The sequence below is a fragment of the Puerhibacterium puerhi genome, assembly GCF_009846865.1.
Lineage (GTDB): Bacteria > Actinomycetota > Actinomycetes > Actinomycetales > Cellulomonadaceae > Puerhibacterium > Puerhibacterium puerhi.
The window spans coordinates 74,949-87,112 of sequence record NZ_WUWN01000010.1; the positions used below are offsets into that span (position 1 = coordinate 74,949).

The 12,164-nt window shown below is 72.4% G+C and carries 17 protein-coding genes and 1 pseudogene; 1 reads left to right on the forward strand and 17 read right to left on the reverse strand.

Annotated elements, in window-relative coordinates:
* Positions 1-3: 3 nt before the first annotated feature.
* The 6 genes from GSF02_RS07870 to GSF02_RS07895 form a co-directional block, all read right to left on the reverse strand.
* The gene (locus GSF02_RS07870) at positions 4-1,716 is read right to left on the reverse strand and encodes a terminase (protein ID WP_159794475.1); all 1,713 of its coding nucleotides are present in this window, start codon (positions 1,714-1,716) and stop codon (positions 4-6) included.
* Positions 1,716-2,198 carry a phage terminase small subunit gene (locus tag GSF02_RS07875; protein WP_201308842.1) on the reverse strand — a complete coding sequence of 161 codons (483 nt, stop codon included), beginning with the start codon at positions 2,196-2,198 and terminating at the stop codon, positions 1,716-1,718. The genes GSF02_RS07870 and GSF02_RS07875 overlap by 1 nt, the downstream gene beginning before the upstream one ends.
* A 140-nt stretch (positions 2,199-2,338) precedes the next feature.
* Entirely contained in the window at positions 2,339-2,647 is a 309-nt protein-coding gene (locus GSF02_RS07880; protein ID WP_159794477.1) for an HNH endonuclease, read from the reverse strand.
* Positions 2,647-2,901 carry a hypothetical protein gene (locus tag GSF02_RS07885; protein ID WP_159794479.1) on the reverse strand — a complete coding sequence of 85 codons (255 nt, stop codon included), beginning with the start codon at positions 2,899-2,901 and terminating at the stop codon, positions 2,647-2,649. The genes GSF02_RS07880 and GSF02_RS07885 overlap by 1 nt, the downstream gene beginning before the upstream one ends.
* 28 nt (positions 2,902-2,929) lie before the next feature.
* Positions 2,930-3,547: a hypothetical protein gene (locus GSF02_RS07890; protein ID WP_159794481.1), complete on the reverse strand. Its 618-nt coding sequence runs from the start codon at positions 3,545-3,547 to the stop codon at positions 2,930-2,932.
* A complete protein-coding gene (locus GSF02_RS07895; protein ID WP_159794483.1) occupies positions 3,544-4,968 on the reverse strand; it encodes a glycosyltransferase family 2 protein in 1,425 nt (474 codons plus the stop codon). Before GSF02_RS07895 ends, GSF02_RS07890 begins: the two co-directional genes overlap by 4 nt.
* 123 nt (positions 4,969-5,091) lie before the next feature.
* On the opposite strand from GSF02_RS07895, the gene GSF02_RS18825 reads away from it, so the two are divergent.
* Complete coding sequence (locus GSF02_RS18825) at positions 5,092-5,607, forward strand: SHOCT domain-containing protein (RefSeq protein ID WP_201308843.1); 516 nt, start codon at positions 5,092-5,094, stop codon at positions 5,605-5,607.
* Positions 5,608-5,757: 150 nt separating this feature from the next.
* Here the strand turns inward: GSF02_RS18825 and GSF02_RS07905 are convergent, their stop codons facing one another.
* From GSF02_RS07905 to GSF02_RS19145, 11 genes and pseudogenes are all read right to left on the reverse strand, one after another.
* Positions 5,758-6,186 carry a hypothetical protein gene (locus GSF02_RS07905; protein ID WP_159794485.1) on the reverse strand — a complete coding sequence of 143 codons (429 nt, stop codon included), beginning with the start codon at positions 6,184-6,186 and terminating at the stop codon, positions 5,758-5,760.
* On the reverse strand, positions 6,183-7,232 hold the full coding sequence (locus GSF02_RS07910) for a hypothetical protein (RefSeq protein ID WP_159794487.1): 1,050 nt from the start codon (positions 7,230-7,232) through the stop codon (positions 6,183-6,185). Before GSF02_RS07910 ends, GSF02_RS07905 begins: the two co-directional genes overlap by 4 nt.
* The gene (locus tag GSF02_RS07915) at positions 7,229-8,239 is read right to left on the reverse strand and encodes an HNH endonuclease (protein ID WP_159794489.1); all 1,011 of its coding nucleotides are present in this window, start codon (positions 8,237-8,239) and stop codon (positions 7,229-7,231) included. The genes GSF02_RS07910 and GSF02_RS07915 overlap by 4 nt, the downstream gene beginning before the upstream one ends.
* Before the next feature lie 135 nt (positions 8,240-8,374).
* Positions 8,375-8,554 (reverse strand): hypothetical protein, encoded by a 180-nt coding sequence (locus GSF02_RS07920; protein WP_159794490.1) that lies wholly within the window; start codon positions 8,552-8,554, stop codon positions 8,375-8,377.
* Complete coding sequence (locus GSF02_RS07925; RefSeq protein WP_159794492.1) at positions 8,551-8,937, reverse strand: hypothetical protein; 387 nt, start codon at positions 8,935-8,937, stop codon at positions 8,551-8,553. Before GSF02_RS07925 ends, GSF02_RS07920 begins: the two co-directional genes overlap by 4 nt.
* Positions 8,934-9,404: a hypothetical protein gene (locus tag GSF02_RS07930; RefSeq protein WP_159794494.1), complete on the reverse strand. Its 471-nt coding sequence runs from the start codon at positions 9,402-9,404 to the stop codon at positions 8,934-8,936. Before GSF02_RS07930 ends, GSF02_RS07925 begins: the two co-directional genes overlap by 4 nt.
* A gap of 3 nt (positions 9,405-9,407) precedes the next feature.
* Positions 9,408-9,602: a hypothetical protein gene (locus tag GSF02_RS07935; RefSeq protein ID WP_159794496.1), complete on the reverse strand. Its 195-nt coding sequence runs from the start codon at positions 9,600-9,602 to the stop codon at positions 9,408-9,410.
* A gap of 3 nt (positions 9,603-9,605) precedes the next feature.
* Positions 9,606-10,319, reverse strand: coding sequence for a hypothetical protein (locus tag GSF02_RS07940; RefSeq protein ID WP_159794498.1), 714 nt, complete (start codon positions 10,317-10,319; stop codon positions 9,606-9,608).
* Positions 10,320-10,322: 3 nt separating this feature from the next.
* On the reverse strand, positions 10,323-10,859 hold the full coding sequence (locus GSF02_RS07945; protein WP_159794500.1) for a hypothetical protein: 537 nt from the start codon (positions 10,857-10,859) through the stop codon (positions 10,323-10,325).
* Positions 10,856-10,993, reverse strand: a complete 138-nt coding sequence (locus GSF02_RS18575; protein WP_201308846.1) for a hypothetical protein — start codon at positions 10,991-10,993, stop codon at positions 10,856-10,858. Before GSF02_RS18575 ends, GSF02_RS07945 begins: the two co-directional genes overlap by 4 nt.
* A 41-nt stretch (positions 10,994-11,034) precedes the next feature.
* Positions 11,035-11,208: pseudogene (locus GSF02_RS19145) on the reverse strand (DNA translocase FtsK); the annotation flags it as partial.
* Positions 11,209-12,164: the final 956 nt, after the last annotated feature.

Below are 12,164 nucleotides of genomic sequence, written 5' to 3' on the forward strand. Positions count from 1 at the left end.
TCCCTAGCGGATGCGGGCGGGGATGAACGACGCGGTCTTGGGCTGCTCGTCGCCCATCGCCAAGAAGCGGGCGCGGCCCTCGAACGCGAGCGTCGCGGCCATGGCGGCGTCGATCTTGCGCGGCGAGTTCTTGGTGGCCTTGCCGATCAGCGTCCCGGCCCGGCGCCGCCACTCGTGCGCGTTCGTGAAGTGCCGCAGGAGCGTGCGGTCGCCGAAGATCTGCGCCGTCTTGGCCTGGATCGCGGTGTGCAGACGCTCGAGCGCCGCGATCATCGGCGCGTCGTTCTTGGTCCAGAACTTGATCGCCGACTTCCCGGACTGCTTGAGCCTCAGCCGCTCGCCGTACTCGCGCTCCCAGCGCTCGATCCAGTCCTGCCAGTAGGGCGGGTCCGCGAAGAACGCCACGACGTCGAACTGCTCGAAGGCCTGCGCGACTGCGGCGTCGAACGACTCCTCGTCCACCGACCAGTCCTTGGCCTCGGGCCCATCCGGGCACTCGGCCACCAGGAGCGGGAACAGCAGGCCGTCCGACACGCGGCAGCCGACCAGCGCCGTCGCGTCGTTCGTGACCGCGCCGTCGAACCCGAGCGTGATGCGCTCGCCCGGCTCGACGACGTCGCGCCACGCCTCCGCCTCGCGGCCGGCGGCGACCGCGCGGTCGTAGACGTCCTGGTGAACCGTGACCGGCGCGAGCTGCGCGTCGGTGACCCACGCGTTGCGCGACGAGGTCTTGGCGTTGAGGTAGTACCGGATCGACTCCCGGGGGGAGTGCCGCGGGTCGAAGATCTTGTCGATGATCGACTCGAGCGAGTTCCAGTCCATCGCCTCGCCGTAGGCCTCGATCACCGCGGCCCGCAGCTTGTCCTCGTCGCCGAGCTCCTCCTCGCCCAGCGGCGAGAAGCGGTGGTCGAACAGCATCCGCGAGCGCCGTGCCCGGCCCTCGGCGATCGCCTGGGCGTACCGGTAGGTCTGCTCGGCGATCGAGTCCGCGTTGGGCTCGTACATCGTGGTCGTCTCGAGGTACCACGGCTCGGCCGAGCGGCCGCGCTTGGGCAGGTTCCTCGTGACGGTGCGGTACATCGCGTGCAGCTCGCGCGATTCGTACAGGTGCGTCTCGTCGAAGACGGCGAACGTCTCCTTGCCGCCGTCCTTGGATGCCGAGCCGCCGGTGGACGGCCGGATCTCGCCGCCGTTGTGCAGCAGGATGCGGGTCTGGCCGGCGTCGAGGCCGTAGGCCTTGAGCGCCGAGAGCGGGCCCTGGTCGAAGTTGCGGTGGACCAGGTCGTAGACGTTGCCGGTCTGGCCCTCCTCGGTGGCCATGATCCGGACGAACGGGTACTTGTTGGGCCGGCCCATGGGCTCGCCGGGCTCGTAGGTGTACGTCTCGCCGAGGAACTCGAACGTCTCGCCGCCCTCGGCCCAGCCCTCGAACCGGCACGGCCCGACGGCCTCGAAGATCGCGAGCTCGCCGGCCAGGCCGGACTTGTTCGCGCCCTTCGGGCGGGAGAAGAACGCCGAGTCGTGCAGGCGGCGGCCGGTCCGGTCGAGGGCGTAGCAGTCGACGATGAAGCCGGAGTACTCGTCCCCGTGGCGGATCGGCTCGCCCTCGACGTCGCCGGGCCCGTGCACGACGAACGTCTCGATGAACCACAGCGCGAGCCAGCCCAGCGAGCGGGAGCGGTCCAGGTCCGGCCCCGTGATGAGCTGGCGCCCCATCAGCCGCCCTCGGTCAGGCGGCGCCGGCGGTCGCTGATCGACGTCACGGTGGCCGACGCCTCGCCGACCGGGGCCTCCTCGGGCGTCTCGATCTCGACGCGCAGGCGAAGGCGGTCCTCGGGGGTGGCGCCGAACTTCGCGACGCGCAGCCGCACCTCGGAGGCGAACTCCCACTTCTGCCGCGACCACATGACGTGGTGCATCAGCGCGGTGTCCAGCAGGAAGTCCCAGTCGGGCCCGGACAGCATGCGCGAGGCCTGCGGGGAGGTGCGCCAGCTGTCCCACCAGCGGCGGGTCTGCGGGTGCCACTCCTCGCGGACGATGACCTCCTTGCCGTCCTGCACGAGCGTGTCCGTGATCGGCAGCACGTCATCGGGCAGCTCGGGGCCGCGCGGCTCATCGCCGGCGACGAGCTTCGTCTTCTCGGGCTCCTTGTTCCGGCGCACGGCGCCGGGCTTGGGCGCGGGACCACGTCCAGCCATGAGTCGGCCTCCTGTCGGCGGCGGTAGACAACACGCCGTGTCGGCGCAGCGTCAGATCCCCCAGACCCGTACAGACAGCGACCAGCAGAACGCGGAGCGGTCACGGGAGAGGGGGCGGGGGAGGGGCCCCTGACCGGGGGTCAGATCAGGCCGGGGTGTTGAGGCTCGGCACGACGTCGCTCGGCTGCCGCCTTCGACGCCATGCCGCCTTCCATCGCGCTCTTCTGCTGGTGGTGCCAGTCGCAGAGCGCCTGCAGGTTGCTGTCGCGGTGGTCGTCACCGCGGTGGATGTGGTCGACCTCGGTCGCGTAGGCGCCGCACCGCCGGCCGGTGTCCTCACGGATCCAGCGGCACGCGTGACGGTCGCGCTCGAGGATGCGCGCGCGGATCTGTGGCCAGTTGCGCGGCAGCCGACGCCGCCGGGTCGAGCCCTTCCAGCCCGTGGCCATCAGCCGGGTCCGAGCGGGTTGTCGCCCTTGCGCTCGCCCGGCCACATGCCGGTGACGTCGTGGAACCACTGCGAGGCGGTGCGCTTGGCCATCGGTGCGCTCATGTACTTCACCAGGTGCCGGTACAGCGCCGTCCAGGGGTGCGCGCTGGCGACCCACTTCCGCAGGCCCGGGCCCTTCGTCCAGTACCACTTGAGGTAGCCGCGCGACCCGGGGCGCGGGTCCGCGACGGCGTCGACGTGTCCGGTAGCCACGGTTCACCTCCTAGCGTGGAGGACGGCGCTACGCGGCGACGCGCCAGGCTCTGCGGGCCTCGCGTCGAGGCTGGCCGTCCGGGTGCTGGGTGACGGTCGGGCCGTCGAGGTGGTCGACGAGCGACGGCCACGTGTAGCGGACGGGCGTCGCGGTGCGCTGGCACCACGACGTCACGGCCTGGTCGGTGGGCAGGATGTCGGCGCGCAGGTGCGCGAGCAGCTCGCGCGCGGCGCGGCGCGGGACGGCGAAGCCGACGGCGTGCCACAGCGCGTCGGCGGTGATCCACCGAGCGCCGACGGCGTCCGCGTCGGCGACGAGGCGCCGGACGACGGGCTCGTGCGCCGCGGGGATCGTGCCGGCCCAGCGGCCCGTGCCGAGGTAGAGCGAGACGACGGCGTCGCCGGCGTCAGCCAGCGCGGCCGCGAGCTGCGTGCGGAAGCGGGGCGCCGGCACGGCGTCGTCCTCGAGCAGGACGAGCCAGTCGGCGTCGACGTCGAGCAGCGCCTCGAGCGCGGCCTGGTGGTTGGCCTGCTCGCCGCGGCCGTCGACGTCGAGCGCCAGGACGTTGCCGGCCACGGCGTCGAAGAGGTCGGACGCCATGGCCGCGCGCGCCGGGTGCGCGACGACGGCGATCGCCACGCTCACTTGTGTGCCCACCATGAGTGCTCCCCGGGCCTGCCGCTGCGGAAGACGTTGCAGACCGCCGGGCCGGTGAAGAGCCGGTCGGCGAAGTGCGTGTAGGCGACGTAGTTGAAGGCGCCCATGTCCGTGCCGAGCTCGCCCGTCTCCCAGCGCTGCACCTTGTCGATCTGGTCGTCGCAGAACATGCGGACCATGCGGCGGGCGAAATCGAGCACCGTGGCGCGGTCCCCGCCGACCAGGCCGGCGTTCAGCAACTGCAGCGTCGGGTTCGCCGCGAAGAACCCCTGCAGCGTCGCGTCGGGGTGCGAGCGCAGGAGCCACGGCGACTGCAGCGTGGACTGCTCGCAGCCGACGTAGAGCACGCCGGGGCGCATGTGCTCCCACGGCGGCTGCGTCATCGTCACGTCGGTGGCGTCGACGTGCCACACCCAGTCGACATCGGGGTGGTCGCGCAGCCAGGCGACGACGTTCACCCACCGCTGGAAGTCCGTGCGGATCGCCGCGCGCGAGGGCACCCACTCGACGCCATCGCGCTCGGGCGGGGCGTCAAGGTCGGTGAACACGACCGCCGGCGCGTCGAGGGAGTCCAGCAACTTCGCGGCGCTGTGGGCGCCGAGGCCGGTCACGGTGCCGCGCTGCGGGTCCTTGACCTTCGTGTAGAGGTCCGTCAGCACAACCCGCCGCGGCGCCCGGTACGGCACGAACACCGTCTCGTGCCGGCGGTCGATCCACTGCTGCCGACCCTCGCCCTGGTCCCAGCGCAGGTCGTCCTGCGTCGCGGTCGACTGGACCTTCCCGCGCTCGTGCCGGTCGAGCTCGTAGAACAGCTCGCCGTCGGTCGCCGCCGGCACGTCCTGGTAGCGGAACGTCGTCAGCCCGCGGGCGAAGATCCGGTCGGAGAGGTTCACGTGCTCGCGGCCGTACTTGCCGAAGGCGGGGTCCATGCCGCCGACCTCGTCGACCACCCGCCGCTCGAGGTAGAGCACCGTGCCGCCCACAGCGTGCGTCGAGACGACGTGCTCGTCGCGGTAGTGCTCGACGAGGTCCCACGAGTGCGCGTAGTGCGGCTCCGGGCCCTCGACGTAGGGGCGCCACCAGTCGGCCACCTTGGGCCAGGCGTCGTCGTCGAACAGGAACAGGTGCTCGACGTCGGCGTCCATCAGCAGCTCGATGCTCTTGTTCTTGGCGGCCGCGATGCCGGCGCGCTCGTCGAAGCGGTAGTCCGCGCCGTCGACGGGCTTGTCGGACGCGTCGTCGACGACGAACATCACCGCGCCGGCGGGCAGGTACTGCCGCCAGGCGTCGAGCGCTCGGGCGAGTACGTCGTGGCGGTTGCGGGTCGTGATCGCGACCCCGATCCGCGGGGCCACCTCCACCGCGCCGGCCGGCACGTACCGGGTGCCGTTGACCACGACCTCGTCCACGCGGGCCTCCCTTCGCGACGGCGGGTTCACCCGCTTCCTGCGCTGCACAGTCGTTCGCGGGCCCGTGCACCGTCGGTACGCTCGGGCACGCACCGACCACGCGACCCCACCGGAGAAGCACAGATGTCTGACGCGCCCCTGCTTGAGCTCACCTCGCACATCGCGGGCAAGAACGCGACCGTGCGCGTCTACCCGGACCGCGTCGAGTGGGAGCGCGGCAAGACGGTGTCCGGCGGGAAGGTCACCGCCGCCGTCCTGACCGCCGGCGTTTCGGCTCTGGCGACCGGCCTGCGCACCCGGAGGGGTGCCGGCACGGAGGTCATCGTGATGGACGCGATCACCTCGGTGACGACCCGACGCGACTCGATGTTCAACGACGTCGTCTCCGTCATCACCGGTGGCAACACGATCGACATGCGTGTCTCGCGCGACGAGGGCGAGCGGCTGAAGTCGACGATCCTGGCTGCGAAGGCCGCGAGGGCCGGACACCACGCCGCCGCCTCTACGCCGGCGCCCGTTGCCACGCCGGCCGCTCCCTCGAGCAGCGACCGACTCCGCGAGCTCGCGGACCTGCACGCCGCCGGCATCCTGACCGACGAGGAGTTCGCAGCGGCGAAGGCCAAGGCACTCGGGCTCTGATCTCGGGAACGACGAAGCCCCGCCGGTGATCCGGCGGGGCTTCTACGTCTGTTTCAGGGCGCGAACGAACCCAGAAGCGTTTTCACGAGGATGATGCCACGAGGGGACGCCAGAGCGCCAGTAGCGGCGTGTCGTGAGCGCCTTCCGAGTTCACCCGAGCGGCTGGCCGTCCATGTCGGTCAGGAACTTGGGCAGCAGTACGGTGAGGGCGCGTGCGACGTCCTCCGTGATTCGCAGCGTGATCGGCTCGTTGCTGCCAGCCTCGTCGTACCCAAACTTGACCGTGATCATCGTCGGATCTCCGCTGTCCTGGCTGACGCCGAGGAGGGCGGTTACCGGCCGCATGTCTGCGGCATCGAGGTCAGCGCCCATCAAGACCACCCTGTCGTTGATGTCGTACTTGAAGGGCTCGCCGCGGTCGAGCTGAGCGAGGTGCTCCGGGCAGACCGCGAACGTCTCTGACAGAGGGTCCATGGCGTCGACCGTCCGGAACGCCGTGGCCTGCTCAGGGCAACGAAGCACGGAGCACTCGAAGATCTCGGGACGGATGCGCTCGACTCGGATGCGGTCATCACTCATGGCTGGACGATAGCGGTGGAGGCGGGCGCGGAGGCGGCCGCGAGCAGCGCGAAGGCGTCCCCCAGCCGGTAGAGCCTCTCGGTCGTGCCGTCGCGGCGCCGGCGGACGCGCTTCTCCGACCGCGGCCACGGACCCTGCATCGGCCGCAGATGGCCGCGGTGAATCCACGTGGCGATCGTCTGGCGGCCGACACGACCGCTGAGCGCGAGCACCAGCTCGGCGAACGTTAGGAGTGCCCACGGCCTGTGTCCCGGCAGCGTCTCCATCGCCGCGAGCGCGGTGAGGTGGAGGTCGGTGGTGGTGTCCCAGGAGCGGTGGCAGCGGGTGCAGCGGACGGTGTCGGCGAGACCTTCGGTAGGCAGGCCGCGGCGGTGGGTGGCGGGGTCGGCCTCGTGGGTGGGGGTGTGGTCGGCGCGGGGTTGCCAGTCGCGGACGGTGGTGCCGCCGCAGTCGGGGCATGGGGTGCCTTCGGGGACGGGGGTGATGCCGAGGATGCGGCGGACGGTGGTGCGGACCTGGCGGGCCTCGTGCTGGTACTGGTTCCAGTCGGAGTCGTTGGGGTTCTGGAGTGCCCAGAGGGTGTGGTCGGCGAGGTAGGTCTCCCAGGTGTGGGGGTGGGGCTCGCCGCGGAAGTCGGCCCAGGTGTTGGCCCACTCGCGCAGGACGTCGAGGGCGGTCTCGGGGTGCTTGGCTCCGGTGAAGCCGGCGGCCGGGTCGGCGATGTGGGCGTCGAGGCCGAACGGCAGGCGCAGGTCGTCGTCGGAGCTGGTGGTGCGCACGAGGTCGTAGCGGGCGGAGCGGAGCCCGGTGACCTCGAGGACGGTGTACGGGAAGCGGTCGAGGTCGTCGAGGACGTCGAGCACGAGCCGGCGGCCGGCGGTGACGCAGCGGTCGCAGACGGTGAGGGCGGTGTGCTCGAGGCGGTGGCCGCAGTGGAGGCAGCCGGGCACGGTGAGCGTGCACGTGGCGCAGCCCCACACGGTGTGGCCGTCGGCGGCGGGGTCAACGACGACGCGCCAGTCGTGCTGGTCGCAGGTGGGGGTCATGAGCTGGAACCTCCGGGGGATCGGCGGGAGCCTCCCCGCTTGCCACGACGGCGACGGCGGGGAGTGGACGAGGGGGTCTGCTGGGGCTGGTGCCGGCGAGGCGGTGCAGGCGTGGCGGGGGGAGAGGTTGGCGAGCCCCCACCCGTAGGTGGGTGGTTACCCGAACCGAGAGATTCCCGACCCGACCCGGCATGACTACTTCTGTCGACCTGGGGAGTGGACTTCGCGGGGGACTTCTGGCCGAGTTCGGGCGCGGGACGCGCTGCCGCTGGCGCTGCGGGTCGCACACCCTGGCGGGGTGCGGTGTCCGCTGCTGCCTCGTGGGGCGCTGCGTCGTCGCTGCGGATGTTGGCCTCGGTGGGCCAGCCGTTCTCGGTCAGGAGCTTCGCGGTCCACTTCCCGTACAGGGGAGCGGTCGGGGCGGGGCGCAGCTGGTGGTTGTCGTCCCACAGCTCCGCGTTGTCCTTGCGGGCGGAGTTGCAGCCCAGGCAGGCCACGATGAGCGTGTCGACGGTGCCGGCCTCGCCGGGCTTGAGGTGGTCGAGGGTGCCGGTGCGGTTCGTCTTCTTGCCGCGCCACTGCACCAGGACCCCGCACCAGCGGCAGGTGTCGCCATCGCGGCGCCGCACTGGCACGACCAGCGCGGGGTCCCGGGTGTCGTTGCGCTGCTGCCGCTCCCACTCGATCTCGTCGCGCAGACGGATGTGGATGAACTCCGGGTCCTGGATGATCAGCCAGGCCCGGTGCCCCTTCGCGGTCGTGGTCGGGGTGAGCAGGCCGGCGGCCACGCAGAGGCGGATGAGCTCCTCGGTGCGTGAGCCGCCGAGCATGAGGGCGGTGCCGTAGTCGACGACGTAGTCCGTGGTGTGGGCCCCCGACAGGGTGGAGCAGCGCCAGAGCCAGCCGGCCACCTCGTTAACCGTCCGCTCGTCGGCGGACGGGTCGCCCGCGACCTGCATGAGGTCGGGGTAGGTGGCGGCGGAGTCGCCGTTGCGAACCCAAGGCACGGGATCGGTCTCCTGTCGTGGTGGTGCAGTAGTGGTGCGGTCAGTCGGAGCAGCGGCACTCGCCGGTCTGCGGGTTGATCACGCCGCCGCAGGAGTCGCAGCGCTCGAGCTGCCGGGGCGGGGTTGGGGTCGTCGTCATCGGTTCACCTCCTTCTGCTGCTCGTAGCGGGCGCGGATCTCCGCGAGGGTCGTGCCGGGCGGCGGGGCCGGCTGCCGCGGCGGCGCGTGCTCGTCACAGCGCCAGCCGCCCGCGTACAGCCGGGCCGGGGCCTTGCCGCAGGACGTGCAGGGCCGCGAGCGCCGGGGGCCCGTCATGTGGACGAGTCCTTCCACCAGCGCGGCCGGTAGGCGATGTGCCAGCGGCAGCCGGGCTCGTGCAGGGGCCGCTCGGGGTCGCCCTTGATCCGGTGCAGGGGGTGACGTCCTGGGCGGTCCTCGGGGTAGCAGCCGCACGGCTCGCTGGGACGCAGCGACCAGTCGATGTCCGCCAGCGTCACTTCGACGGACAGGCCTCCGAGCTCGTCGCCCGGGTAGGTGTTGGGGACGTAGGGGCGATCGAGGGCGAGAGTCCAGCCGCCCGCGTACCCCGACATCTCGCCGGCGTAGTAGATCGGCTCCCACTCGAGGGACTTCACGCGGTAGCCCCGCGACTCGACGGCCTCGCGGATCCGGCGCCGCGGTCGGCTCTCGCGGGTCATGCGTCCTCCTTCTCGCTGGCCATCGCTGCGTTCCACGCGGCCGCGAAGGCGTTGATGCCGGCGGCGGCCGCCGTGGTGACGCGGCGGAACGCGCGCGCGAAGGCGTCGAAGGTGGCGACGATGACGTCGAGGTCGACGGGTGCGTACCGTGCCGCGACGCCGGGGCGGTCGAGGTAGCCGCGCAGCGTGGCCGCGGCGAGCCGGACGCCGAGGTCGGTGCCGGCGGACAGGTGCGCGGCCGCGGTGGCGAGGACGTCGTCCTCGGTCGTGATCAGCGTGCCGCTGTCCGGGTCGATGCCGAGGCGGGCGCGCATGTACGCGGCCGTCTCGTGCTCGAGGTCGGCCACGAGCGCCCGGGCGTCGTCGATGGCCTCGGCGAGGGTGCCGGCCGCGGCGTAGTGAGCGGCGTGGAGCTCCATGCGGGTGAGCGCGACGGGCAGGCTGGTGCGTAGGTCGAGGGTGGCCATGGTTCAGGCCCTCCCCGCGCCGGTCACGGTGAGGGACCAGGCGCTCAGCTCGCCCGGGCGGTCGCCGGACTCGTGGTGCACGGCGATGACGGTCGCCTCCGGCAGCTTGGCGCGCTCGAGTTCGGCGACGAGGCGCTTGACCTCGGCCAGCGTCGGGCCGGCGCCCGTGCCGCGAGCGGTGTAGGTCGTCGTGATCATCGGTCAGGCCTCCCGCGTGGGGTCGGCGTAGACGAGCCCGGAGCGCTCGGGGATGAGCGCGCGGGCACTCGGCTCCAGATCGGAGGCGCCGACGAGCCGGGCGGCGTCCTCAGCGTCCTCCGCGACCCGGTCGAGCCACGCGAGCACGGCCTGCGCCTTCTCGATCGCCGGACGCAACTCGTCGGCGGCCCGGCCAGCGGTGTTGCGCAGCGTGTAGAGGAAGTCCGACGGGCCAGGCACGGGCGGAAGCCCTGCGGTGTCGGCGGCCGCGGCGGGAACGGGCTCGCCGCTCGGCTCGGGCTCGTCGAGGTCGACGCCGAACTCGGCGGCGACGTCGCGCAGGTCGTGGAGCTCAGGCGCGGCGGGAGCGTCGACCTGCCACGAGTCGACCTCGGTGCCGTCGGGGATCCCGAGGTACGCCAGAGCCGTGTCGAGCTGCCGGGCGGCGTAGACGTCGAGCAGGCGCTGGCCGTTCTCGCCGTCGCGCATGTTGCCCCAGCTGTCCTCGGTGTACTCGGGCGCGACCTCGTAGCCGTAGTAGCGGAGCACCTTGTCGACGGCAGCGCGGAACTCGGGCTCGTGGTCGACGTCGCAGCCCCCGGCCCCCTCGAGGTGCTCGTCGTGGGAGCGGATGCTCGCCGCGACGGCGTCGAGCTCCGCCGCGACGCCCGCGTCCAGCGGCAGGCCGGTGATGCTGTAGAGGGTGATCTTCGGCATGGGTCAGTCCTCCTCGGGCCAGGCGACCTTGGCCATGGCGTCGGTGTGGGTGGTGGGCAGGTGGTCGATGGGCTGGCCGACGTGGCGGGCGCCCATGGCGGCCAGCACGAGGGCATCGGCCTCGTCGTTGCCGGTGACGTCGACGTCCGGGTAGCGGCGCACGACGGCGGCGAGCACCGCGTCCTTGCCGGCGTTGCCCTTGCCGGTCGCGTACTTCGCGCGGGCGGTCGGGCTGACGACCGCGACGGGGGTGTTCCGGGCGAGCACGCTCTCGACGACGAGCCACCACAGGCCGGCGCGCTCGGTGGCGTGCGGGCTGGTGCTGGCGAACGCGAGCCCCTCGACGACGACCAGGTCGGCGCTGCGCGTCCAGCCGGCGACGGCGTCGCGGATGGTCCGCAGACGCTGACGGCGGGCCAGCAGGCTGTCGCCGTCGGGCTTGGTCTGGATGCGCGCGACGGTGGCGCGGCCGCCGAGGTCCGGGTAGACGGCCGAGACGCCGGTGGACGCGAGGGAGAGGTCGAGGCCGACGATCTTCACGAGGCACGCTCCCCGCGGCGGCGCAACAGCCGGCGCGCGGCGGCAGCCTCGGCGCACGCGAGCACGACGACGGCAAGCGAGACGGTGACGACGACGGCCGCGCCGGCGACGGTGACGATGGCGGCCGCGCTCACTGCGCGCCGCCAAGCGAGCTGTCGGCCTCCTCGGCCGTCTCGATGCGGGCGAGGACCTCGTTGAGCGCGGACGGCGGCAGGAGCACGTCGCGGGCCTTGCTGCCCTCGCGGGGTGCGACGACCTCGAGCCGCTCGAGCTCGTCCATGACGGCGCCGGCCTTGGCGAAGCCGATGCGCAGCTTGCGCTGCAGCATGCTGGTCGAGCCGAACTGCGTGGGAGCACCAGTCGGGCAGCGTCGCGCAGGAGGTTGGTATCGACGTCGAGAACCTCGGGGTTGTTCGTGACCTCGTAGAGCCGCTGGACGACCTCGACGAGGGTCTCCGGCTCCTCGACGGGCCGGAAGTCGCCGGCGGCGCGGCTCAGGCGCCCCGAACCAGGCGTTGTCGGCCGCGTGCGCCTCCTCGGCGTCGAGGTCGATCGGCATGATGACGCCGACCGCGCACTCGTCGACGTCGCCGACGCGCACCGTCCACCCGGCGACCCGGTCGGACGTCGGGTGCCGGCGCGGCGTGACCTTGAGCGGGTACTGGTAGACGTTCGCCGTCTTGACCCAACGCGTGAGCAGCTCGGTGTTCAGGCCCTGGCGGACCTCCTCGCGCGTCGGCAGCGAGAGCGTCGAGGCGATGAGCCGCGGCACGTCCGGGAAGCCGCCGCCCGGGCGCACGACGTCGTCCGTGGGGATGCGCGGCACGGTCAGCGAGCGCCCGTCGAGGAAGGCGTCCTCCTCGGTGAAGGTGACGTCCTTGGCGGTGACGTACAGGTGGAAGGCATCCTGCTCCCACTGGTGGCGGGCGTCCTTGTCGCGCGGCGGGGTGAGCACGGCGAGCACCTCGCGCGCCGAGCGGGGCTCGATGTCGACGGTCGCCAGCTCGGGCAGCTCAAGGACGTCGTGCACGCTGATCCGGGCCGCGGCCGCGGTGTAGCGGTCGAGCGCGAGGGCCAGCACGGTGCTGTCGTCGACGAACTGCAGACGCACGCGCTGCAGCGCGGGGATGTTGTCGTCGGCGCACACGTGCGGCAGCACGGCCGCGAGCGCCATGCGCAGGGTCGCGCGGCCGACGTACACGTCGACGGGCGGCGCCGTCGGCGTCGTGGCCGGCGTCTCGGCCTCGGTGGTCGTCATGCGTCCTCCTGCTGGGTGGGCTGGTCGGTGTCGGGCGCTGAGGCCCA